Origin of the sequence: Microbacterium halimionae (genome assembly GCF_011761265.1) — a bacterium.
In the GTDB taxonomy this organism is placed as follows: domain Bacteria; phylum Actinomycetota; class Actinomycetes; order Actinomycetales; family Microbacteriaceae; genus Microbacterium; species Microbacterium halimionae.
Map to the genome: position 1 here is coordinate 149943 of NZ_JAAOZB010000001.1, position 23816 is coordinate 173758.

A 23816-nucleotide genomic window follows, 5' to 3' on the forward strand; every position below is an offset into this window, starting at 1 on the left:
CGCTCGGCTCGAAGCGAGCCTCTGATTCGTGAGGTTCTAAAGCGCCCGCAGCACTGCCGCGACACCGCCATCGACCACTGAGGTCGTAACTTCGCCCGCCGCGTCGCGAACCTCTTGCGGACCCTGCGCCATAGCAACGGCACGGCCGCCGTGAGCCAACGCCCATGCGAACATGCCGAGGTCGTTGCGCCCATCGCCGATCACCAGGACGCGAGCGCCCGCAACGCCGCGCCACGTGCGCACCATTTCAAGCGCGGTTGATTTGTCGACACCCTGCGGCGCGATGTCGAGCCACGCCGTCCACCCCACGGCATAGGAGACGTGGTTGAGGCCGATACGTTCGATGAGTTCGATGAAGTCACGGTCGGTGTGCGTCGGCGAGACGACCACGACACGGCTGACAGGATGCGTGCCGAGCTGCTCGAACGGCACACGGTTGGCGCGCTCGAGGCTCCAGTCGTCAAGGTAATCCGTGTAGAGCCGTCGCCCATCGGGCAGCTCCACGAGATAGTGAGCTTCAGGTAGGTGCGTGCGAAGAAGATTCAGAACCGGAGTCGCGTCAAACGACTCGGTATGAAATCGCTCGTACGTGTCGATTGTGTCACCAGCACGCTTCATGATCGCAGCGCCGTTGGAACACACGACGTACTCGGGAAGAATCTGCAGCATCGAAAGGATGCTGTGCGTCCCCTCCCAGCTGCGCCCAGTGGCAAGCATCACTTCGTGACCTGCCGCGTGCGCTGCACCAACGGCTGCAACAACGTCGGGGCTCGGAGACTCGTCTTCGAGAATGACGGTGCCGTCAATATCAAGCGCGATCAACAGGGGCGCTGCGGCACGTGCTGTGGCACCGGTCACTCGATCGGCTCCATGACCTCGAGTCCACCGAGGTACGGACGCAGCGGCTCGGGCACAGTTACCGAGCCATCAGCTCGCTGGTGAGTTTCAAGAATTGCGACTATCCAGCGCGTTGTCGCGAGCGTGCCGTTGAGCGTTGCCGCTGGCTGAGTTTTGCCACCATCCTCTGGCCGGTATCGCGTCTCAAGGCGACGCGCCTGATACGTCGTGCAGTTACTCGTGCTCGTCAGTTCGCGGTAGGCACCTTGAGTGGGAACCCAGGCTTCTACGTCGTACTTACGCGCCGCCGACGACCCAAGGTCTCCTGCCGCAACGTCAATGACGCGGTACGACAGGCCTAGATCTTGCAGCATCTGCTCCTGCAGCGCCACTAAACGCAAGTGCTCTGCTTCGGCATTCTCCGGCGTCGTGTAGACAAACATCTCGAGCTTGTTGAACTGGTGCACGCGGATAATGCCGCGCGTGTCTTTGCCATAAGAACCGGCTTCGCTCCGGTAGCAGGTCGACCAGCCGGCGTAGCGCTTCGGTCCCTTGGCGAAGTCGATGATCTCGTCCATGTGGTAGCCAGCAAGCGGCACCTCGCTCGTGCCAACGAGGTAAAGATCTTCTTGATCGAGGTGATAAACCTCATCAGCGTGGTTACCCAAGAAGCCCGTGCCGCGCATGACCTCGGGGCGAACGAGCGTCGGCGGGATCATGGGAATGAAGCCGGCAACGAGAGCACGATCGAGGGCCATGCTCATCAATGCGAGTTCAAGACGCGCACCGATCCCCTTCAAGAAATAGAAACGACTCCCTGACACCTTCGTGCCACGTTCCATGTCAATCGCGTCGAGCATCTCACCGAGCTCGAGGTGATCGCGCGGCGCAAAGTCGAAGGTCGGCACTTCGCCGTGCGTGCGGAGCGTAATGAAGTTGGCTTCGCCACCCGCAGGAACACCCTCGATGACGATGTTTTCGATAGCGGCGAGCGCTTCGGTGGCAGCTTCTTCAGCCGCCGTGACCTCGCGCTGCAGAGCCTTAACGCTCTCACTCAGCTCTTTCGCCTGCGCAACGAGCGCGGCCTTCTCCTCTTTGGGCGCCTTCGCGACGAGTTTGCCGTGCGTATTTTGCGCGGCCCTCGCCTCCTCAAACGAAGTAATGGCAGCACGCCTGGCAGCATCGGCAGCGATCGCGGTGTCGACGGAGTCTGGCGACTCGCCTCGCGCCACCTGTGAACGCTTGACCAGCTCTGGATTCTCACGCAACAACACCGGATCGATCACGCGTCAAGTCTAGGCCGACAGCACGGGTCGGCCTCCCGTGCCGCGGCTATCGTGTGAACATGACAGCGGATGCCGCGGGCCAACGGCGAGCCGCCCTGATATACAACCCAATCAAAGTCGACCAAAAGCGCTTGCGTGAACAGGTGACGCACTACTGCGCAATGGCGGGTTGGCAGCATCCGTTGTTTCTCGAAACCACACTCGATGACATCGGTGACGGAGCTGCACGCAAAGCGCTCGACGGCCACATCGACCTCGTACTTGTTGCCGGCGGTGATGGCACCGTGCGCGCTGTCGCGCACGCGCTCGCCGAAACGGGTGTGCCACTGACGATCGTGCCAAGCGGCACCGGCAATCTGCTCGCCCGAAACCTCAACTTGCCACTTGATGATCCCGAAGCGATGATCCGGGCAAGCTTCGACGGCGATCAGCTGCCCATCGACATTGGTGTCGCGCGCATTGACCGCGCCGACGGCGAGACGGCAGAAGCTGGTTTTGTCGTCATGGCCGGAATGGGTCTCGACGCCGCGATGATCGCGAACACTCGGCCCCGCCTTAAAAAAACAGTGGGGTGGGTTGCTTATGTCGATGGCGCCGCACGATCGTTGCCGGGAGCGCGCCCGTTCCGTGCCATGTTTCAAGTCGGAGATGGGCGGCTGCATTCAGCAAAAGCGCAGAGCATTCTCGTCGCCAATTGTGGTGCGCTGCCGGCGGGAATCGCTCTCATGCCCGAAGCATCCCTCCGCGACGGAATGCTAGATGTCGCCGTCATCCAGCCGAGCGGCTGGTTCGGCTGGCTCGGCGTGTTTCGCAAAATCTGGTGGGACAACAGCGTGCTCCGCCGTTTTCACGCTGGGCGCCTCGTCCTGCGACACCGCCGCCGCTACTCTTCAGTGCACTTTTTTCAGGGCGGCATGGCAGAGATCGGTACAGCGCCAGCCCAACCCGTCGAACTCGATGGTGACGAGTTCGGACTCGCCACCGGGCTTCGTTGCCACGTCTTGCCGGGGGCACTTATCGCCGTCGTACCTCGCGGTCACAACACCGAGAAACTCTGACGGGTTAGCGTGAGCCGAGGTTGATCGAGCCGGTCTGTGGGTGCTCTCTCGGCATCCGATCACGGTCGTAGGTGACCTCACTGAAACCGTGCGGAACTGGGTGACCCTCTTCATCGACGCTGACAAAGACAATGCGTTCGATCGTGAGGATGCGTCGTCGCGTGATCATGTTGCGGACAACTGCGCGCATCGTCAGCGAGGTGCGGCCGAAGTGTGTCGCTACCAGGCCCATCTCAACGAGGTCGCCCTGAAGGGCGGAAGCCTCAAAGTTGATCTCGGAAATCAACTTTGTGACAACGCGATAATTTCCCAGCTGCAAAATAGCGTAGATCGCGGCTTCTTCGTCGATCCACTTCAGCAGGCTTCCGCCGAACAGCGAGCCATTCGCATTCAAATCCTCCGGACGAACCCACTTTCGCGTGTGAAAGTTGATGCCGTCTTCAGAAGGATGCCACTCGGAGTTTTTCTGTTGCGCTGCCACCCTCTCAGGGTAACCACCGTGGCTGAATGCGTGTGGTGCGCTAGCTCTGCGAGAAGGCGATGGCGAAGATCGCGATGAAAGCGATCACCGCCGACGCGACGGCCACCCAACCGATGATCACAGCTGCGAGAGCGATGCCGCGTCCGCCTTCACCGGTCCGCTTGATCTGCGAGAGGGCGATGTATCCGAAGATCAGGCCGAAGAGCGCTCCGAACCATACGAAGATGATCGAAAGGATCGCGAAGAGGTTGGTTGATTTAGGCTGAACGGCTGCTGTGTCGTTGGTCATGATCGAACAGTAGCGGTTAGCGCTCCTTCGTGGTGAATACGTCGTAACGTCGACGTATGACGAGTCCCTCGATCGTGTTGTTCCGCGACGATTTGCGCCTGGCCGACAACCCCGCGCTGCAGGCTGCAGTTGACCGTGACGCGCCCGTGATTGCTCTTTACGTGCTCGATGAGCAGTCACACGGCATCCGCCCGCTCGGAGGCGCAGCGCGGTGGTGGCTGCACCACAGCCTCTCGTCACTCGACGAGCGACTGCGAGAGCGCGGTGTGCAACTCGTCCTCCGCCAGGGGCCCGCAGCGCTCGTCGTCGGCGGAGTTGTGAGGGATGCTGGCGCCGGTGCCGTCTTCTGGAATCGGCGCTACGGGGGGCCAGAGCGAACTGTCGACACGGAACTGAAGACGGCACTTCGCGCAGACGGCGTAATCGCCGAGTCGTTCGCGGGCTCACTCCTTTTCGAACCATGGACCGTGCGCACCGGAAGCGACCGTCCGTACTCGGTTTTTACACCGTTTTGGAAGGCATGCCAGCAGCTGCCAGCGCCGCGCGCGCCGCTTCCTGAACCGACCGAACTCTCTGGCCTTCAGCATCAGCTCGCCTCTGACGACCTGGACGACTGGGGCCTCTTGCCGCAGCATCCTGATTGGGCGGGTGGCCTGCGGGATGCGTGGCAGCCGGGCGAACCTGCCGCGCGTGCACGTATGCAGGCATTTCTGCAGGAGGACATCGCCGACTACGACCGAACTCGCGATGAACCCGCGGCTGGCAACACCTCGCTACTTTCGGCCAGCCTGCGTTGGGGCGAAGTGAGCCCTTATACGGTGTGGCACGAGACGCTCGCCTCAGGTGCCGACGCCGGCAGATTCCTCTCCGAAATCGGGTGGCGCGAGTTTGCGTGGCACACGCTGTTTCACTTTCCGGATTTGGCAACGAAGAACTGGCGTTCCTCATTTGATGCGTTCCCGTGGCCTGATGCCGACGAGAACCAATTGGCGGCGTGGCAGCAGGGACGCACCGGCATCCGTCTGGTTGACGCCGGTATGCGCGAGCTCTGGCACACCGGCACGATGCACAACCGGGTTCGGATGGTCGTGGCATCTTTTCTCACCAAGAACCTCCTGATCGACTGGCACCGCGGCGAAGAGTGGTTTTGGGACACCCTCGTCGACGCCGACTCAGCGAGTAACCCGTTCAACTGGCAGTGGGTCGCAGGCTCCGGCGCGGATGCCTCCCCCTACTTCCGTATCTTCAATCCTGAGACGCAGGAAAAGAAGTTCGACCCGCACTCGGCCTACGTCCGCTCTTGGGTGCCAGAGCTCGACGACGCGAGCTACCCCGACCCCATCGTGGATCTCGCCGAAACCCGGCGCCGAGCGCTCGACGCCTATGAGTCGGTGAAGCGAGCGCGCTGAGAGGATCGCGAGAAGGAATGCTGAGCGCGGTGCGAGGGTTGCATTGAGGTATGACCACCTCAGCTGTTCCCGCCCTCTCCGTTCTCGATCTGGTTCCGGTTCGCTCGGGCCAAACGAGCGCGCAGGCGATCGCGGCGTCTCTGGGTGTTGTCGAGGCCGCCGACCGGCTCGGCTACCGCCGTTACTGGTTTGCCGAGCACCACAACATGCCAGCCGTCGCCTCCACGACGCCGCCGGTCCTGATCGCGGCCGCCGCCGCACGCACATCGCGGATTCGCGTCGGCTCAGGTGGCATCATGCTGCCGAACCACTCGCCTTTGATCGTCGCGGAACAGTTCGCCGCTCTCGAAGCGATCGCGCCGGGACGTATCGATCTCGGCATCGGGCGAGCCCCCGGCAGCGATCCCGTCATCACACAGCTTCTTCGCCAGTCAGGGACCACGAGTGACGTCGACAAGTTTCCTCAGCACGTGAGAGATATCTCGAGCCTCGTGAGCGCTCAAGGCGCCACGGTGCAGTTCTCGTCAGGTGGCACCTATTCAGTGCATGCCACTCCCGCAGCGACCAGCACCCCCGACGTCTGGCTACTCGGATCAAGCACATACTCAGCGCAGCTCGCGGCATCTCTCGGCTTGCCGTACGTCTTCGCGAATCACTTTTCGGGCGAGGGCGTCGAGCAAGCGCTCGACCTTTATCGCGCGCAGTATCAGCCGAGCGAAGAGCATCCCGAACCGCGGACTTTTCTCACGGCCAATGCCGTCGCGGCCGCGACACATGAAGAAGCAGAATTGCGCGCGCTCTCGCAGATTCGCATGATGGCTCGGTTGCGCGGCAACCGCCCGCTCGTGCCCATTGAAACTGTTGAGCAGTCTGTCGCCGCCGAAGCTGAGGATCACCTCGGTGAGCCGATGCGAGGGTGGGCGCGCACCCGCTGGTTCGTCGGAACCGGTGACGAAGTGGCATCCCGCCTCACGGCGTTCGCGACGAAATACGACGTCGAAGAGGTCATGATCTCACCCGTGACGGCAGCACGCGACGCTGAGTCGATGGATTCTTCAGACGCGCGAGTCGAAACGCTCGAACTGATCTCGGCGGCGCTTGCCGCATAAGCCGTTCAGCTTTCGGGTTCACCCGAAAGCAGTCCGCGCAACCAGTCACGCGCTTCGACGAACACCTCATCGGAGTAGCGGTCTGAGTAGCGAATAATCGCACGGTCTGCGCGTGGATATGACCCGAGGAAGATGACCTGCGGGCTGAAGCGTCGAAGTCCGAGGAGTGCATCGGCCATACGCTCGTCGGCAATGTGACCATCCGCATCGACCACGAATCGGTACCGGCCAAGCGCGTCGCCAATGGGTCGAGAAGCGAGCAGACTGAGGTTGATACCGCGCGTTGCAAACTGTTCGAGCATCTCCATGAGAGCGCCGGAGTACTCGGTGGGCAGCTCGACAATGAGCGACGTCTTGTCGGCTCCGGTCGGGGTCGGTGGCGCAACGGTTCGCGCGACGAGCACGAAGCGTGTGACGGCGTTGACGTTGTCGCCGATGTGTTCGGCCAATAGCTCAAGGTCGTGGTGTTCGAGAATTCCCGGGGGCGCAATAGCGGCATCGGCATCGCTCGTGCCGTCGATAATTCCCATCGCGCTTGCCACGTTGCTTGCCGCAGGAAGATGCGCGTGCTCGGGCATCTCGCGAGAAAGCCACCGCAAGCACTGCGCGTAAGCCACGGGGTGCGCCGCCACGAGTTTGACGTCAGCGAGCGTTGCGCCGGGCTTCGCCACGAGCACGAAGTCGACCGGCACCAGGTATTCGCCCACGATTCGTAGTCCCGGCATTGTGGCCAGGGCATCCTGCGCGGTTGAGACGCCGCCGTCGACGGAGTTCTCGATGGCGATCATGGCGGCGTCTGACCGGCCCTCAACAACGTCCGAGAGCGCTTCACCGACATTGTTGACGGGCTTCCAGACCTGCCCCCGCGCCTCAGGAACCTGCGCCAGCGCTGCCTCGGTAAAAGTACCGGCCGGGCCTAGGAAGCTGTAGATACGGCGCGTGGGAAAAACATCGGAAGAGACGGTGGTCACGGAGATTCAGCCTAGTCCCGGCCCCGCGTCCGTTTGCCCACGAGAAATGGGCGTTCACCTGAGCGTTGGGGGCAAATCTCGCGCTGCGGATGACCCGAGCGCCCGAACACGGCAGACTAAGGACCATGAGCCGCGCGGGACAGCTAGCTGAAGCATCCGATCTGATCGACATTGATGAACTCATTGCCGCCTACTACGACCTAAAGCCCGACGCCGGAGTTCCGGCGCAACGCGTGGCATTCGGCACGAGCGGTCATCGGGGGTCGAGTCTTTCGACAAGTTTCAATGAAGACCACATTCTCGCAACCACCCAGGCGATCGTTGACTATCGCACCGCGGCGGGAATTGCTGGCCCCCTCTTTTTGGGCCGCGACACGCACGGGTTGTCGCTTCCGGCCGAGCGAAGCGCCGTCGAAGTTCTCGTCGCCAACGGAATCGATGTGCGGGTCGACTCGCGCGATTCGTGGGTGCCGACGCCCGCACTGAGCCACGCCATCTTGACGTACAACAAGGACCGCGAAGCGGCAGATCCCGGTCGCGCTGACGGCATCGTGGTGACGCCGTCGCACAACCCGCCGCGCGATGGTGGCTTCAAGTACAACCCGCCGCACGGTGGCCCAGCCGACACTGACGCGACGTCATGGATCGCTGACCGCGCCAATGAGCTCATTGCTTCGGGCCTCGAGGGCGTCAAGCGCACCCGCTTCGCCGACCTCGACGCCGACGCACTCGGCAGCTACGACTTTCGCGGCGTCTACGTCGCAGACCTCGAGAACATCATCGACATCGAGGCAATCAAGAAGGCCGGCGTGCGGATCGGAGCCGACCCGCTGGGCGGCGCATCCGTCGAGTACTGGGCGCTCATCGCCGACGTCTACGGCATCGACCTCACCGTCGTGAATCCCGATGTTGACCCCACGTGGCGCTTCATGACGCTCGACTGGGACGAGAAGATCCGCATGGACCCGTCGTCGCCGTCGGCGATGGCGTCACTCGTTGCTCGCCGCAACGAATACGACATCCTCACGGGCAACGACGCTGACGCCGATCGCCACGGCATCGTTACCCCCGATGCCGGGCTCATGAACCCCAATCACTTCTTAGCGGTCGCGATCGACTACCTTTTCAGCCACCGCGAGAGCTGGCCAGCGGACGCCGCCATCGGCAAGACGCTTGTCTCATCGATGATCATCGACCGCGTCGCCGAGTCACTCGGCAAGACGCTGCTCGAAGTGCCGGTTGGCTTCAAATGGTTCGTGCCAGGTCTCCTCGACGGTTCCGTCGCGTTCGGCGGCGAAGAGTCGGCCGGTGCCTCATTCCTTCGCTTCGACGGCTCCGTCTGGACGACAGACAAAGACGGCATCCTGCTGTGCCTGCTCGCGGCGGAGATTTTGGCCGTGACCGAGAAAACGCCCTCTGAGCGGTACGCCGAGCTTGAGGCTGAGTTCGGTTCATCTGTCTATCAGCGCGTCGATGCTCCCGCGTCGCCGGCGCAAAAGGCGGCGCTTGCAAAGCTCTCCCCCGACGCCGTGACTACAACAACACTCGCGGGTGAAGAAATCACAGCGAAACTCTCACACGCGCCAGGTAACGGTGCGGCCATCGGAGGGCTGAAGGTGCAGACGGCGCACGCGTGGTTCGCTGCCCGCCCCTCAGGCACCGAGGACGTCTACAAGCTCTACGCCGAATCACTTCGCGGCGAAGAGCACCTGCGCGAGGTACAAGAAGAAGCCCGCGCTGTCGTCACCGAAGCACTCGGCGACGTGAGCTAAGCGAGAATCCAACACCGGCGACCAAAACGATGGCCGCCAACAGCGCAATGAAGCGAGGCGTTGCCGCGGTGCTCCCGGTAACGGCCAGCTCGCGGACCGATACGACCTGGACTGGTATCGAGACTGTCACGTTCGACTCCGCACCGATCAGAACGATGTGGTGGTCGCCGCGCACAGCGTCGGCCGGGATCGTGATACGCGTCGAAACAGCGCCAGACGAATCCGCGACGACGGCTGCCAGGAGTACGGGCGTCGAGTAGAGCCACACGTCGACCCGCTCACCGGGGCGGAACCCAGTCGCGCTCACGTCGATCTGCACGCCCGGTGCGGTTCGCTCAACCGATACAGAGCCGGTTGCATCTGGACTCGTTGCGGGAAGCGGTGGAGCTGTCGGATCTGAACCACCCGCCGCCGGCGCAGCAGGGGTCGCACTCGCAGTCGGCTCAGGTGTTGTGGTTGGCTCCGCGGTCGACTCAGGTGTTGCAGTCGGTGTTGGCTCAGGAGACTCTCCCGCGTCACCGTAGATCTGAACCTCCACAATGCCGGCGGCCCAGGCAGCCTCGTTTCCGTTGTGGTCGTTGATCACGCGGTTCACGTCCACTCGCACAAACCGGTATGAGCCTTCTAGCGCGTCGCTGGTGAAACCCACCTGACGGTTCGACGTGCGATCGGCGATGGTTGTCCAGTTCTCGCCATCGGTACTGCCCGAAAGCACGTACCCGCTGTAGCTCTCCGAGCCGTTGTGGCTGCGCCAGCTGATGTCGGCGCGACTCACGTCGTACTCGCTCTGGAGATCGACCTGCCACGAGTAGGTCGAGGTCGACCCGGGAAAGAAATAGTGACTGTTGTCGTACGGACTCGTCGTGTCGTCGATACCGTCGTTTGCTGCCGCCGCTGGAGAACCCAGCGTCTCGCCGTTCTCACTCGGAGTCGAATAGCCCGCAGAGAGCGAGCCCACAGGGTCAGACGATGATGGCTTACCCTGCGAGAGCAGCCCGGACGGGGTCTGCTCGATCTGCCCTGACGGCACATCGAGCGACCATTCATCGGTGTATTCCAGACCCAGCGTCTTCTGCACGGGATCAAGATCGAGCGGCAACCACACGTATGTCGATGTCGCGAGTGCTCCGGCTACCCAGCGGTCTCCCATATAGACAAGCGATGTACCGCCGTCACTTCGCGGCAGCGAGACAACGTATGCCGGTTGACTCTTAAATGTCGTGTTGTTGCCGAGATTATGGTTCTCCGACCACCCATTCGGGTCCGACAGATCGGATGTCGTCGCGTACTTGAGCTGGTTCGCGTACCAGCCCGACTGGCCCGACGTCACGAGGTAGTACGTGCCATCCACTTGAGTGATAGCGGCAGCTTCGCGGCTCTCCCCCGAGAACAACGGGTACGACTTCTCGAAGTCGGCATTCTCATAGTCGGCCGACAGCGGGTATACCCGCAGCTGCTCATGAGCTTCAGCTGAAATCAGCCACCCGTCACGGTCGCTGTCGACGTAGACGGTGAAGTCTCGAGATTGGTGACCGAGTGGGTCGTTTCCGGCGGTGCGGTAGGCAGCTTCGGCCGCAGCGAAGTCGGCGTACCGACCTTCTCCGATCGTCGCCTCGATCGCGTGCTGTTGCTCAAGGTCCCACACGTCCCCGGCACCCGGACGACCGTGATATTTCACTTCGTAGTCGCCATCGATAGTCGGGCTCGTGGCCACAACGACTTCAGACGCGGCATACGAGTCGGCAGTTTCCCAATGACCCCACAACACGAACGCGTCGGTTGTTTCGTTGAAGAGCAGCTTGGGACGCTCGACCTTGCACGATGCGGCTCCCCGCACGTTGCAATCGAGGCCAGACGCTTCGGGCACGAGTATTTGTGTGACGAACTGCCAATTGAGCAGGTCTTCTGAGCGGTAGAGATTTGTGCCGTTAAAGCTCGCTCCGTTGTGCGCCTTGTCTTCACCCACCCAGTAGTACGCGCCATCGTGCTCGAGAAATCCGCCACCGTGGGCCTGTATCGAGTTTCCTTCGGTGTCGAACCATGGTTGGCCAACCGGCACGCTCTCGTACTCACCGTCGACAGGCGCGATGGTGTAGTCCACGGTCGTGACAGCACTTGCGACACCGTCTCGGAACGCCAGAGCGCGAACGGTGGCTGAGCTATCGAGCAGAAAGGGATCCGAGTACCGCGTACCGCTCGTGCGGGTCGGCGCACTGCCGTCGAGGGTATAAAAAACCACGGCGTCATCGGCGGCGTTGATTGACACAGTCTGAGCCGATCCGTAGACAACGGTGGCGCTCGGAGACACGACAGGAGCCTCGACCGACGCCACCGCGAGGTCGAGCTCCTGCGCTCCGCGAGCGGCCGCGAGCCACGTCACTGATGCGCCCTGCCAGCCGACATTGGAGATGCGAACAGTCACCTCGCCCGCCGCGGCCTCAGAGAGTTCGAAGGTGCCGGCGACAGCGGACTCGCGGTGCGACGGCGAAACATCACCTGAAGCGCTTCGAACGACAGCGTGCTGCTCGTTGAGCGAGTCGATAACTGTCACGTCGATCTGACGATCGCTCGCGCTCCACCACTCATATAGGCCGAGAGCGAGCGTGTACTCGCCGGCATCGGGCAAATCTAGGGTGTACGTGATCGAGTTGCCGACGCCGTTGTAGCCGTAGTGCCCGTTCACACCTTTTGTTCCCGCGTCGGCGCGTGAACCGTCTTGACCGGCGTAACCCCAACTCGAGTCGGAGGCCTTCGGCTGATCAGGCACATCGTTGCGGAGGGCATCCCCCAGAAGGTTTTTCGCGCCATCGAACGCAGCAGAGGAGGCCACGGCGGAGTCGATGAAATAGACGGTGTCATCGGCAAGCGTTTCAACCGTGGCTGTGGCAGCTTCGTCGACCCCCGCGACGTCACCATAGATTGTGTACGACTTGTACGGCTGCGAGAAGGTCGTCCCGGCGAGATCCCACGACACAGCTGCCTGCGATGTGTCTCCGCTCGAGGTGGAGACGGCGACTTCAGCGGGCAACTCTGGCGAATCACCAGCGACAACTGCGAAGTTCAGCGGCTGATCGTTCAACGCTAACACTTCCGCGTGCGCGCCGGGAGCAACTGCCACGGCAGATGCACACACGAGCGCGAGCGTTACGAGCGTTGCAGGCACTCTGGTTCGTCGGACAGATGTGGTTCTCATACGTTCCTTCATTGGAGCGGGAGTGCGTTGAATTGCAGATGCTTACGCTGCGTCAGGTACGAGCGGGTGGGCCAAATCAGCCCACCCGCTCCGTTCGTTACTTCGTCGAGATGCCTGCGCGTCGCCGCACGCGGACGACGGCAATGAGTCCGCCGAGCGCGAGCAGCATGATCGCGAACGGCAGAACCGGCGCGACAACACCACCCGTCACGGCGAGGTCGCCCGCAGCGTTCACTCGCAGCGGGTTCCATCCGATGACAGCGCCAGAGGCATCCGTAACGACGATGCGGTGATCACCGGCGGGCACATCAGCCGGAATACGCACCGTGACCTCACCGGATGCCGAAACCACAACCGTGCCGAGATGGCGCGGAGTCGAGAACAACCACACATCCATGGAGTCGCCGGCATATTCTTCGCCGACGCGGATTGTCACGTTCTGTCCCGCCACGACCTCGGTCGGCGTGCCGATCTTTCCTCGCAACGCAGCAGTGAGAGCGTCTACCGAAGGCGCTGATGCCGCACCGGTCGATGGCAGGGACGGCGACGATGGGCTCGTCGTCGGCGCGGGCGCAGACGGCTCGGGCGCGGGCGTTGTCGGCTCAGGCGTCGGCTCAGGTGCCGCCTCCACCGTGACCGGCTCTGACATTGCCGTTGCCGATGTGAACCCTGCAGCGGATGCCGTCACACCAACGCGAAGCATCGCTCCGATGTCTTCGGAAGTCGCCATGTATGCGGCACCTGTCGCGTCGGAGATGTTTTCGCCGTCGCGTGTCCACTGATACGCGAGTTCGGCATCGTCGGGGTCGACCGTCGACACCGACGCGTTGAGTGTCGAACCAACGCGCGCGTCGCCCGCAATCGACCCAACCGCAAGGTCGACCGTGCGAGTGATGCCGACTGTGTACGAACGAACTGTGCCATCGGGCGCTGTCACGTCGACGCGACCCTGACCATCGGCATCCGCTGGCTGAACGACGCTCACGTTCGCATCGCCATCAACCGCCACAGCGCTCAGGACTGGCCATCGCGACCCGGTCGACTCGGCGGAGTACTCCAAGCGATCAGCTGCGAAGTCGGCTACGGCAACGCCATCGAGCGAGATGCGCGCGAGATCTGCGACACCAGACTCGGATGCCTGGAGACCGAAGATCTCCACTTCGGAGACGACCATGTGCGTTGCCGCTCGCGCCGTGAGCACTACTCGCACCTCGTCGGCCGCGACATCGCCGAGCGGAACATCGACGACCGGCGCACCGGTCTCGGGTGCAGCTACTGCAACCGAGTCGCCCTCGACCCACTCGCCGCCGTCAGTTCGGTGGTCGATTCGAAGCGTCTGTGCCCAGGTCGTTCCACCATCTCGGTAGAAGTGCACCTTCAGGTGACGCACCTGCGTCGTCTGCGCCAGCGTGTAGCTGAGCGTGTCTCGTGCGTTCTTCGTGCCCGATCGCCAGTTCGACCAGCCTTTGTCGGTGGTGAGCCCGTTCTTCGTGCGGTCGACACTGTACGAAGAGCTTTCAGTGAAGGTGGCCGATGCCGTGCTCGAAGGCGCAACGTTCGCTTCTTCAGCGGTCGTGACGATCACAGTGAGCGTTGCAGGCAGCCGAGGTGCTGTCGGATCGTTCGACTCTGCTGAACCCGGAACTGTCACAGTCCCCGTTTCGGCGAAGTTCGTATCGGCGAGACCTGTCCAGTCCCACTCGACATTCGCTTCGAACGTGGCACCGCCCGGTGTGAGCTCCGCCGGAACCGTCGTCGGGGCGCCCTGCTGCACCCGGTCGAGGGTTGCCCCAGCGTAGATCGTCAGCGACACCGGTCGCGTGCCGGTGTAAGAACCGATCTCAACTTTCGCTCGCGCCGAATCGAACGTTGCGCCGAACATGTCAACACCGTGACCTGAAATCGTGACAGTGCCAGGCGTCGACCAGTCAGCATCTTCTACATCCCATTCCACGGCGGCAGATCGCTCAACACCGCCGCGATAGGTGAGAGTAACAGTGCCCGGAAGCTCCGGAGCCTCACCCGTGATCGTGCTGACGTTCACCGGAACAGCCGACTGCACAGCAGTTGAGGCAAGCGTCCAGCGCTGGTTTCCACCGTTGTTCGATGTCCAGGTGCCAACTCCTGCGCCATCGGCTGAGCTTTGACCGTTCACATCGAGCACGCGTTCGGCCGTCGGGCTCAGCAACGAGTACGTCCGCCCGTCCGATGTGGAGGGGATCCACTGCATCGACTCATCCGCGGCGGCTGTTGCCTCATCGGTGCTCACAAGAGTCGTCGACGTGCCCGAAACGGCGAGGAACTGACCGTTTCCATTTTCGAGCGTGATGCGCTGGCGGTTGGTACCCGCTCCCGAAAGTGTGCGAACAGTCCACGCTTGCGCGCTGGCGGCATCCGGTGTCGTCGCTGACGACGCGATCTGAACTGCGTCGCCGTTGGCGGCGAGCGCCTTTCCACTCTGCACTCCAAGGAGCTGATATGTCTCGCCATCAGTGAAGGTCGAAACCTCGTCGGAAACGCCTGACACTCCATCGATCACGAATGTGGTGACTGATTTCGCGGGAACACTGACCGTGGCTGTCTTGGTGTTTGCATTGATCGCGACAGGGTTTGATGCAATAAGTGCATTCGCTGTCACGTCTTCCACCGGAGACTCCGTCGTGGTGATGGGCGTCACGGTCGCCCCGGAAGCGATGTCACCGAATCCGGAAAGATCGATCGTCACGGTGCGCGTTGCGGCCTCCGAGTTCACGTGCACGAGCGTTGCGCTCTCGCCGTCCGCGGCAACCGCGGCAGTCGTCTGCGCATCGTTCGTCGGAATCAGATGATCACCGGGGAGAATGTAGTGCGTGAAGTTTCGCACCGTGTTGTACTTCGCATTGGTCAACACTTCACACGACGGGTCGGGTTCGTTGTCAGCGATGCGACGTTCTGAGTCACCGTTGTCGTCGCAGTCGAAGTCGATGAGAACACTGCCCCAGTTGCTGTTCTCCGTTTTCTCCATGTTGTAAAGGTCTTCAACGGGCTGCCAGAACACCCATGCTTCTGGTTCGAGTTCTCTCAAGTCATCGACGATTCGGGATGCCATGCCAATACCGTTATCGATGTTGGTGAGGTTGAATCCGCCGGTGGTGTCCCAGTTGCCCTCGACCTCACTCATCCACAGCGGTTTGTCTGAGGCCTTCGCGATATCGCGCACAATCATGCGATCACTTGTCCCGTACGTGTGCACATTGAGCTGGTCGACACTGGCTTTCGACTCGTCGCTCCAGCCGTTCCAGTTGGTGACGAATGTCGAGGGATTGGTCTCGTCCATTGCTGAAATGCTGACGTCGGTGGACGTGTCGGGTTCAGCAAGTCGTGACGCCAGCGCTTGAATCATCTTGTTCTGCGCGCTCGGCCCGATGTGTGCGCCCTCTTGACGACTCGCACTCGTTGGCCACTGGCTTCCGTTCGGAATGCTTGTCGACCAGTAGTTGGTGTTGGGCTCGTTGAAGGGATCCAGCGTTTCGATGTCGATGCCGTAGGTCGACTCGAGGTGCTCAACAGCTGTCACGAGATATCCCGCGAAAGCGTCCATGTCTTCGGGAGCGAGCTGCTCACTCGAGCCGTTGTTAATTCCGCCCGAGGAATATCCGCTCTGGGTCAGAAAGTAGGGCGGTGAATTGCTGAATGCTTCCCACGTGATGCCCTCGTTTTTCAGCGCGTCGACCCACCACCGTTGGGTTGCGTCAGCGTCGAGGTTGTAGTGATCGGGGTTGTCGGCGTCCCAGGCAGCGGCATACCGCTCACGGTCGCCATACGTCGATGTGATTTCTCCCTCGTCATCGCTTTCGCCGAGGTCAGGATTCCACCAGCCCTCGACGGCGCCACCGGGTCGTAGATACGACGGCACGTCCGTCGCATTTCCGCCGCCGATGTTGTAGCGGGCGATATTGAGGTTGAGACCGTCCTCGCCGAAAACCTTCTCGAGCAGCTCCTGACGGACGTCCTCGGGGTAGCCACCGGTTGCGTTCGCGAACCACACGAGGCTCGTTCCCCACCCTTCGAATGCCTCCGCGGAGGCGTACGCGGGATTGGGCGTAATCGTCACGTCTGTGGCGGCTTCTGCGGCGATGGGGTTCGCAACCGCCGCGGCAAATCCGAGTGTTCCCGCGCTGAGCGTTCCGACGCACAGCAGGGAGAGGATTCGAGAGGACTTCATCGTCGTTCCGTTCCGGTCGCTTCTTCGCAACCATCGATACTTCAAGCAAACGACATGTTTACGTTAACATGTTGACGTCAACACTCATCATAGGATGAACACAGGATTCACCGCAATGATCAAAGCGGTGGCGCCGTGGCGAACACGGCGCGTTCGTCAACAACACACAACCTGCGAGGATGAACTCATGACTTGGCTTGTGACCGGCGGCGCCGGCTATATCGGTGCACACATTGTTCGCGCACTCACCGCGGCGGGCCTTCAACCGGTTGTGATCGACGATCTTTCCAGCGGGCATGCGTCCTTCGTGCCCGATGACGTTCCATTCGTGAACGGCTCGATTCTCGATCTGGCGCTGATGGAAAAAACGCTGCGCGATAACAGTGTCGAGGGCGTCATCCACGTCGCGGGCTTCAAATACGCAGGCGTTTCCGTCAACCGCCCGCTCCACACGTACGCCCAGAATGTCGAGGGCACTCGCGTCGTTCTCGAGGCAACGGCGAACGTCGGAGTGAGCAATCTGGTGTTCTCCTCGAGCGCTGCCGTCTACGGCACCCCCGACGTCGATCTGGTGACAGAAGATCTACCGAAACGCCCGGCTTCACCGTACGGAGAATCGAAGCTGATTGGTGAATGGATGCTGCGCGATCAGGGCATTGCGACTGCACGTACCGAGAGCCCGCTTCGCCACACGTCGCTGCGCTACTTCAACGTCGTCGGCTCGATCGATACGAGCATCTACGACTCGAGTCCTCACAACCTATTTCCCCTGGTGTTCGAAGCACTCATCGAGGGACGCACGCCCCGCATCAACGGAGACGACTACAACACCCCCGACGGCACCAACGTGCGTGACTACGTGCACGTCGCTGACATCGCCGCAGCGCACGTTGAGGCGGCAAAGCTCCTCATCTCGGAATCACCGATCGAAGCTGCCTACAACCTTGGTTCGCAAAATGGCCTGTCGGTGCGCGAAATCATGGATGCCATGGCTCGAGTGACAGGTATCGACTTCACCCCGGAGATCGCTCCTCGCCGCGCTGGAGATCCCGATCGAATCGTGGCAACCGGAGAACTCGCAGCGCGCGACCTCGACTGGAGGAACCGCCACAGCGTCGACGACATGGTGCGAAGCGGCTGGGAAGCGCGCCGGGCCGCCAACTAGCCGGTCAGACGCGCGGCGGTGCCGTACTTGCGCGCACGACAAGTTCCGTCGGAACGAGAGCGCGCACGTCGCTCACACCACCTTCGATCTCTTCGATGAGGGCCGTGAGCGCTTCGATGCCGACCCGATCGAAGTGCTGACGCACCGTCGTCAAGGGTGGAAAGTGGTTCGCGGAGTCGGCCATGTCATCGAAACCCACCACGCTCACGTCTGCGGGAATGCGCCGCCCTGCTTCGTAGATAGCGCGAGAGAGCCCCACAGCCATCTGATCGTTGGCACTGAAGACCGCCGTCACGAGAGGGTCGGACGCGAGCGACAGACCGAGCCGATAGCCAGAGTCGCTCGTCCAGTCCCCCACTGCCATGTCGGGAACGGGGGCCCCAGCCGCCTCAAGCGTTGCTCGCCACGACTGAGCGCGGCGTTCCGCCGAATACGACCCCTTCGGACCTGAAACGTGATGCACGGTGCGGTGACCAAGTTCCAGCAGGTGCTCGGTCGCAAGTCGCGCACCCTGCGCTTGGTCGGTATCGACCACCGGATATTCGTAGTGCGCGCTTGAGTCGAGAACGACAACGGGGAGTCCGGAGGGAAGTTCGAGGTCGGCACCGTTGAGCCGGTGCGCTTCGATGAGAATGATCACGCCATCAACCGCTTGTTCTCGCAGTCGATCGAATGCGCCAGACACGTCGGATTGCGTCGCTGAAGACAGCGGCATCAGGGTAAGCGAATACCCCGAACGTGCAGCCTCGGACGCCACTGCATCAAGGGTTCGCGTGTTGCCATAAGACGAAAGCGAGAACATGATGACGCCGATGCTCTGAAACCGTCCCGAGCGGAGCGCCCGCGCGGCACTGTTGGGCCGGTAGCCAAGCTTTTGCATCGCTTGAACCACTCGGGAGCGCGTTTCGGGGTCGACGTTGGTGCGACCATTGGCCACGCGAGACACTGTCTGGCCCGACACTCCCGCTTCGCGGGCAACGTCAGCCATTGAGGGGTCGCGACGGCGCTCGGGCCGGCCGAGACCGATCTCGACATGCTGCGCATCCGTCATGGAAACTCCCGTCATGTTGACGTTGACATGCTACCCACAATCGGGTTATGTTGACGTAAACATCCCGCTCACGGGAAAATCACCCCAGAAAAGGCAACATCGGCCAATGACGACCACAGCAGCAGCGCCACCCGTCGTGGCGCCCCCCCGGCGCAAGCGGTCGCGCATCGAACAGCGCGGCTGGCTTTTCGTCGCTCCGTTCGCAATCGTATTCGCGCTCGTCTTCCTCGCTCCCCTCATCTACTCCCTGTGGTTGAGCCTGTTCCGCGACCAGTTGGTCGGCGGAAACGCGTTCGTCGGATTCGATAACTACATCGCCGCATTTACGGATCCCAAGTTCTGGGACGGTTTCGTGCGGGTTCTCGGCTTCCTCGTCGTGCAGGTGCCGATCATGCTCTTGCTTGCTCTCGGTGCAGCCCTCGCGATCGACAGCGCACGGCTGCGCGCAAAAAGCTTCAACCGCATCATCATCTTCTTGCCGTACGCCGTTCCCGCCGTCGTCGCCGTCCTCATGTGGGGTTACATCTACGGCGACCAGTTCGGTCTTGCCGGCAACATCAATGATTTGCTCGGATCGACTTTCCTTGCCCCGCTGTCCTCGCAGTGGATCATGCTGTCGATTGGAAACATCGTCACGTGGGAATTCGTCGGCTACAACATGCTGATTTTCTATTCCTCGCTCAAGACGATCCCCGGTGACCTCTACGAAGCGGCATCTATCGATGGCGCGGGCGACTGGCGCACGATCTTCTCGATCAAGCTTCCCGCTCTCCGCGGATCTCTCGTGATCGCGACGATCTTCTCGATTATCGGGAGCTTCCAACTCTTCAACGAGCCCAACATTCTGAAGCCGCTGGCCACAAATGTGATCTCGACGTACTTCACCCCGAACATGTACGCGTACAACCTGTCCTTCGCGGGTCAGCAGTACAACTACGCCGCAACCGTCGCGATCATCATGGGCGTTATTACCGCGATCATCGCCTATGTCGTGCAGTTGCGCGGCTCACGACAGGAGGTGTGACGATGGCCGCGCCCGCTTTCGCCCACACATCGAAATCAAAATCGGCACGCTCACGCAAGTCGAACATCCTCATGATCGTCATGGGCGTGTACCTGCTGTACACACTCGTGCCGCTGTTCTGGTTGGTCATCAACTCATCGAAGACACAGACTGATCTGTTCTCGACCTTCGGCCTCTGGTTCGGTAACGACTTCGCCCTCTGGGACAACATCGTCCAGACGCTGACATACAACGACGGCATCTTCGTTCGTTGGCTCGGCAACACCCTGCTCTACGTCGTCGTCGGTGCCGGTGGCGCGACCCTGCTCGCGACAATGGCCGGATACGGACTCGCTAAGTACAACTTCCGAGGACGCAAGGCTGTCTTCGCCGTCATTCTTGGCGCGATCGCCGTGCCCGGGACAGCACTCGCGGTTCCCACCTTCTTGTTGTTCAGTCAGATGGGACTCACGAACACCCCGTGGGCCATCATCATCCCGTCACTCATCAGCCCCTTCGGCCTTTACCTGATCTGGGTCTACGCGAGCGATTCGATTCCGACCGAGATTCTCGAAGCCGCACGAATGGATGGTGCCGGTGAATTCCGTACCTTCTTCACCATTTCGTTCCGGATGCTCGTTCCTGGCATCGTCACGGTGGCGCTCTTCGCGGTCGTTGCGACGTGGAACAACTACTTCCTCCCCTTGATCATGCTGAGTGATCCCAACTGGTACCCACTGACGGTGGGTCTGAACCAGTGGAACGCGCAAGCAACAGGTGTCAGTGCTCAGCCGATCTACAACCTCGTGCTCACCGGCTCGCTGTTGTCGATCATCCCTATCGTCGCCGCGTTCCTCGTACTGCAGCGGTTCTGGCAGTCGGGCCTGAGCGCCGGAGGCGTCAAGCAGTGATCTGAGGGGGCACTGCATGACTACGCCCGCCCCTCATCCCCCGGAGCGTCCTGCCCCGGAATCCACAACAACGAAGTGAAGGAAAATCCATGATTCTCATGCGAAAGAATTCGGCGCTGCGTCGCGTCGCATTCGTCGTGGCGGCAACAGCGTTGGCCGGCACGACCCTGGCTGCATGCTCGTCAGACGGCGGCAGCACCGGCGGCAGCGGCAGCGCTGGCGACCTCCAGGCAGCACTCGACGCCGGTGGCGAAATCACGTACTGGTCCTGGACCCCCTCCGGCGAGGCACAGGTTGCCGCGTTCGAAAAGGCATACCCGAACGTCACTGTAAACCTGGTCAACGCGGGAACCAACACCGACGAGTACACCAAGCTGCAGAACGCGATCAAGGCAGGCTCGGGAGCGCCCGACGTCGTACAGATCGAGTACTACGCCTTCCCGCAGTTCGCACTCTCCGACTCACTCCTCGACCTGTCGCAGTACGGCATGGACGACCTCGAAGGCGACTACACCGCCTCGACGTGGGGTTCGGTCAACATCAACGGTGGCCTTTACGGTCTTCCCCAGGACTCCGGCCCCATGGCGATGTTCTACAACCAGTCGGTCTTCGATGAGTACGACCTGACCGTGCCCACCACATGGGACGAGTACATCGCAACGGCTGAAGCCCTCACGACTGCTGACCCGAGCAAGCACATCACGTCCGACACAGGCGACTCCGGCTTCGCGACCAGCATGATCTGGCAGGCGGGTGGCCACCCGTTCGACGTGCAGGACACTGACATCACGATCGCTCTCGCTGACGAGGGTTCGACGCAGTGGGCTGACATGTGGAACCAACTGCTCGAAAATGGCCTCCTCTCGAACACTCCCAGCTGGACTGACGAGTGGTACCAAGGACTCGGCGACGGATCGATCGCGACCCTGATCACTGGTGCATGGATGCCTGGCGTTCTCGAGTCGTCGGTTGCAAACGCCACCGGTGACTGGCGCGTTGCCCCCATCCCGACCTACGACGGCACTGCAGCCACCGCAGAAAACGGTGGCGGTGGCCAGGCAGTCACCAGCCAGAGCGAGAACCCTGCCCTCGCGGCAGCGTTCCTGAAGTGGCTGAACAACGATCCCGAGAGCCTCTCGATCTTCGCCGAGAGCGGCGGATTCCCGTCAACGACGTCGACCCTCGAGTCGGATGACTTCCTCAACTACGAATCTGACTACTTCGGTGGCCAGAAGATCAACGAAGTGCTCGTCGACGCTACGAAGAACGTTGTCGAAGGCTGGCAGTACCTGCCTTACCAGGTCTACGCCAACAGCATCTTCAGCGACACCGTCGGCCAGGCATACGCCAACGAAAGCGACATCAACGCTGGACTCGCTAACTGGCAAGACCAGCTCGTGCAGTATGGCAACGACCAGGGCTTCAGCGTCAACAAGTAAGTCCTTGTAAGCGAAGGGCGGGTCGAATCGAGTGCTGATCCGACTCGCCCTTCCGCTTGCCCCCTCCTTAGAACCAAGAAAGACCTCATGACTTCCACGACGCGCATCACAGTGCCAGTTTCTGACGTCGGCGCCCAGATCTCCCCCCGCCTGTTCGGTACCTTCGTCGAGCACATGGGTCGCTGCGTCTACGACGGCATCTACGAGCCCGGTCACCCCGAAGCAGATGAACGTGGCTTCCGGCGCGACGTTCTCGCGCTGGTGCGCGAGCTCGGCGCAACCGTCGTGCGCTACCCCGGCGGCAACTTCGTGTCGGGCTACCGATGGGAAGACGGCGTTGGGCCACGCGAAAATCGTCCAGTGCGACTGGACGCCGCATGGCACAGCACCGAATCGAACCAGGTGGGTCTGCACGAGTTTTCTGAGTGGGCAGCAGACGCCGGCCTCGAAGTCATGGAAGCTGTAAACCTCGGCACTCGAGGCGTCGCGGAAGCCGCTGACCTCCTCGAATACACGAACCACCCGAGCGGCACGGCGCTGAGCCAGCAGCGTATCGACAACGGCCGGGCGGAGCCCTTCGGCATCCGCCTCTGGTGCCTCGGCAACGAGATGGATGGCCCGTGGCAGATCGGCCACAAGACCGCTGACGAGTACGGCCGGCTTGCTGCCGAAACCGCCCGCATGATGCGATTCATCGATCCAGAAATCGAACTCGTAGCCGCGGGTAGCTCCAACCACGAGATGCCGACGTTCGGCGAGTGGGAGCGCACGGTACTCCGCCACACAGCGGGCCTTGTCGATCACATCTCGGTACACGCCTACTACGAAGAAGCGCCCGGCGACCCCGCCAGCTTCCTCGCGTCCGGGGTCGGCCTCAGCCGCTACCTCGACGATGTCGCCAAAATCATCGAAGACGTGCGCGCTGAGTTCAACATCGAAAAGCCCATCGGCATCAGCGTCGATGAGTGGAACGTCTGGAACCAGACACGCTGGAACGAGGTCGACAAGCCACGCGCCTTCACGGGTGACTGGCCGGTTGCCCCACGTCTCATCGAAGATGACTACACGGTTACTGACGCTGTCGTCGTCGGGTCGCTCCTCATCACTCTGCTCAAGCACGCTGAGCACGTGTCGATGGCGAACCTTGCCCAACTTGTCAATGTCATCGCCCCGATTCGCACCGAGCCCGGCGGGCCAGCGTGGCGACAGACCACGTTCTTCCCGTTTCAGCTGACGGCTGCCGCCGCTCGCGGAAACGTCATCGCCCTCGATGTGCAGTCCCCCCGCATCACGACAGCACGCTTTGGGGAGGTCGATGCCGTCGACGCGGTGGCAACAATCGACGGCGACGACGTCGCGCTGTTTTTCGTGCACCGCTCTCTTGATGAGGCCACAACAGTGACTGTCGCCGTACCGAGCAGGCTCGACGGCCTCGAAGCGCTCGTCATCTCGACCCCAGACGGTGCCGACCGTCACGCCGTCAACGGCGCAGACCGCCAGCCCGTGGGCCCGGCATCCTTGCCTATCGCTGTCGAGATCGATGACGCGGGCATCTCGCACCTCACACTCACTCTTCCCCCGCTTGCCTGGGCGCGTGTCACTGCACGCCTGGCCGCATAACCACCGCATTTGAAACCG

General features: G+C 61.8%; 17 protein-coding genes. 9 read left to right on the plus strand and 8 right to left on the minus strand.

Features of this window, described 5'->3' with window-relative positions; translation table 11 throughout:
• Window positions 1-36 precede the first annotated feature (36 nt).
• Both FHS06_RS00760 and serS read right to left on the minus strand, forming a co-directional pair.
• On the minus strand, window positions 37-858 hold the full coding sequence (locus tag FHS06_RS00760) for an HAD family hydrolase (RefSeq protein WP_167044127.1): 822 nt from the start codon (window positions 856-858) through the stop codon (window positions 37-39).
• Complete coding sequence (gene serS, locus FHS06_RS00765; protein ID WP_167044130.1) at window positions 855-2123, minus strand: serine--tRNA ligase; 1269 nt, start codon at window positions 2121-2123, stop codon at window positions 855-857. Before serS ends, FHS06_RS00760 begins: the two co-directional genes overlap by 4 nt.
• A 59-nt stretch (window positions 2124-2182) precedes the next feature.
• Here serS and FHS06_RS00770 point away from each other — a divergent pair, with 59 nt between their 5' ends.
• A complete protein-coding gene (locus FHS06_RS00770) occupies window positions 2183-3181 on the plus strand; it encodes a diacylglycerol/lipid kinase family protein (protein WP_167044132.1) in 999 nt (332 codons plus the stop codon).
• 4 nt (window positions 3182-3185) lie between these two features.
• Here FHS06_RS00770 and FHS06_RS00775 read toward each other — a convergent pair whose 3' ends face one another.
• The gene (locus tag FHS06_RS00775) at window positions 3186-3662 is read right to left on the minus strand and encodes an acyl-CoA thioesterase (protein WP_310734766.1); all 477 of its coding nucleotides are present in this window, start codon (window positions 3660-3662) and stop codon (window positions 3186-3188) included.
• Between the two features lie 40 nt (window positions 3663-3702).
• Entirely contained in the window at window positions 3703-3951 is a 249-nt protein-coding gene (locus tag FHS06_RS00780) for a DUF4190 domain-containing protein (protein ID WP_167044134.1), read from the minus strand.
• A gap of 56 nt (window positions 3952-4007) precedes the next feature.
• Here FHS06_RS00780 and FHS06_RS00785 point away from each other — a divergent pair, with 56 nt between their 5' ends.
• Together FHS06_RS00785 and FHS06_RS00790 are read left to right on the plus strand one after the other, a co-directional pair.
• The gene (locus FHS06_RS00785) at window positions 4008-5360 is read left to right on the plus strand and encodes a cryptochrome/photolyase family protein (RefSeq protein ID WP_167044137.1); all 1353 of its coding nucleotides are present in this window, start codon (window positions 4008-4010) and stop codon (window positions 5358-5360) included.
• A 50-nt stretch (window positions 5361-5410) separates the two neighbouring features.
• Window positions 5411-6469, plus strand: coding sequence for an LLM class flavin-dependent oxidoreductase (locus FHS06_RS00790; RefSeq protein WP_167044139.1), 1059 nt, complete (start codon window positions 5411-5413; stop codon window positions 6467-6469).
• Between the two features lie 5 nt (window positions 6470-6474).
• On the opposite strand, the gene pheA is transcribed toward FHS06_RS00790, so the two are convergent.
• Complete coding sequence (gene pheA / locus FHS06_RS00795) at window positions 6475-7440, minus strand: prephenate dehydratase (protein WP_167044142.1); 966 nt, start codon at window positions 7438-7440, stop codon at window positions 6475-6477.
• A gap of 125 nt (window positions 7441-7565) precedes the next feature.
• On the opposite strand from pheA, the gene pgm reads away from it, so the two are divergent.
• Complete coding sequence (gene pgm / locus FHS06_RS00800) at window positions 7566-9212, plus strand: phosphoglucomutase (alpha-D-glucose-1,6-bisphosphate-dependent) (RefSeq protein WP_167044145.1); 1647 nt, start codon at window positions 7566-7568, stop codon at window positions 9210-9212.
• Here pgm and FHS06_RS00805 read toward each other — a convergent pair.
• Window positions 9184-12405 carry a chitobiase/beta-hexosaminidase C-terminal domain-containing protein gene (locus tag FHS06_RS00805; RefSeq protein ID WP_167044148.1) on the minus strand — a complete coding sequence of 1074 codons (3222 nt, stop codon included), beginning with the start codon at window positions 12403-12405 and terminating at the stop codon, window positions 9184-9186. The two genes, pgm and FHS06_RS00805, sit on opposite strands and share 29 nt — an antisense overlap.
• Before the next feature lie 97 nt (window positions 12406-12502).
• On the minus strand, window positions 12503-16609 hold the full coding sequence (locus FHS06_RS00810; RefSeq protein ID WP_182486463.1) for an RICIN domain-containing protein: 4107 nt from the start codon (window positions 16607-16609) through the stop codon (window positions 12503-12505).
• A gap of 187 nt (window positions 16610-16796) precedes the next feature.
• On the opposite strand from FHS06_RS00810, the gene galE reads away from it, so the two are divergent.
• Complete coding sequence (gene galE, locus FHS06_RS00815) at window positions 16797-17774, plus strand: UDP-glucose 4-epimerase GalE (RefSeq protein WP_167044151.1); 978 nt, start codon at window positions 16797-16799, stop codon at window positions 17772-17774.
• A 4-nt stretch (window positions 17775-17778) separates the two neighbouring features.
• Here galE and FHS06_RS00820 read toward each other — a convergent pair whose 3' ends face one another.
• Window positions 17779-18762, minus strand: coding sequence for a LacI family DNA-binding transcriptional regulator (locus tag FHS06_RS00820; RefSeq protein WP_167047707.1), 984 nt, complete (start codon window positions 18760-18762; stop codon window positions 17779-17781).
• Between the two features lie 169 nt (window positions 18763-18931).
• Between FHS06_RS00820 and FHS06_RS00825 the strand changes: the two genes are divergently transcribed.
• The 4 genes from FHS06_RS00825 to arfA all read left to right on the plus strand — a co-directional run bounded on the left by FHS06_RS00825 (window position 18932) and on the right by arfA (window position 23798).
• The gene (locus FHS06_RS00825) at window positions 18932-19849 is read left to right on the plus strand and encodes a carbohydrate ABC transporter permease (RefSeq protein ID WP_167044154.1); all 918 of its coding nucleotides are present in this window, start codon (window positions 18932-18934) and stop codon (window positions 19847-19849) included.
• Between the two features lie 2 nt (window positions 19850-19851).
• The gene (locus FHS06_RS00830; RefSeq protein ID WP_167044157.1) at window positions 19852-20739 is read left to right on the plus strand and encodes a carbohydrate ABC transporter permease; all 888 of its coding nucleotides are present in this window, start codon (window positions 19852-19854) and stop codon (window positions 20737-20739) included.
• A 98-nt stretch (window positions 20740-20837) separates the two neighbouring features.
• On the plus strand, window positions 20838-22178 hold the full coding sequence (locus tag FHS06_RS00835; protein ID WP_167047710.1) for an ABC transporter substrate-binding protein: 1341 nt from the start codon (window positions 20838-20840) through the stop codon (window positions 22176-22178).
• An 87-nt stretch (window positions 22179-22265) separates the two neighbouring features.
• Complete coding sequence (gene arfA / locus FHS06_RS00840) at window positions 22266-23798, plus strand: arabinosylfuranosidase ArfA (protein ID WP_167044160.1); 1533 nt, start codon at window positions 22266-22268, stop codon at window positions 23796-23798.
• The last annotated feature ends 18 nt before the right edge of the window (window positions 23799-23816 follow it).

Coding starts and splice junctions, on each gene's coding strand:
- FHS06_RS00780 (WP_167044134.1), bottom strand. CDS start 3,951: ATGACCAACGACACAGCAGCCGTTCAGCCTAAATCAACCAACCTCTTC.
- galE (WP_167044151.1), top strand. CDS start 16,797: ATGACTTGGCTTGTGACCGGCGGCGCCGGCTATATCGGTGCACACATT.
- FHS06_RS00790 (WP_167044139.1), top strand. CDS start 5,411: ATGACCACCTCAGCTGTTCCCGCCCTCTCCGTTCTCGATCTGGTTCCG.
- FHS06_RS00830 (WP_167044157.1), top strand. CDS start 19,852: ATGGCCGCGCCCGCTTTCGCCCACACATCGAAATCAAAATCGGCACGC.
- FHS06_RS00835 (WP_167047710.1), top strand. CDS start 20,838: ATGCGAAAGAATTCGGCGCTGCGTCGCGTCGCATTCGTCGTGGCGGCA.
- arfA (WP_167044160.1), top strand. CDS start 22,266: ATGACTTCCACGACGCGCATCACAGTGCCAGTTTCTGACGTCGGCGCC.
- FHS06_RS00770 (WP_167044132.1), top strand. CDS start 2,183: ATGACAGCGGATGCCGCGGGCCAACGGCGAGCCGCCCTGATATACAAC.
- FHS06_RS00805 (WP_167044148.1), bottom strand. CDS start 12,405: ATGAGAACCACATCTGTCCGACGAACCAGAGTGCCTGCAACGCTCGTA.
- FHS06_RS00810 (WP_182486463.1), bottom strand. CDS start 16,609: ATGAAGTCCTCTCGAATCCTCTCCCTGCTGTGCGTCGGAACGCTCAGC.
- pgm (WP_167044145.1), top strand. CDS start 7,566: ATGAGCCGCGCGGGACAGCTAGCTGAAGCATCCGATCTGATCGACATT.
- FHS06_RS00785 (WP_167044137.1), top strand. CDS start 4,008: ATGACGAGTCCCTCGATCGTGTTGTTCCGCGACGATTTGCGCCTGGCC.
- FHS06_RS00820 (WP_167047707.1), bottom strand. CDS start 18,762: ATGGCTGACGTTGCCCGCGAAGCGGGAGTGTCGGGCCAGACAGTGTCT.
- FHS06_RS00825 (WP_167044154.1), top strand. CDS start 18,932: ATGACGACCACAGCAGCAGCGCCACCCGTCGTGGCGCCCCCCCGGCGC.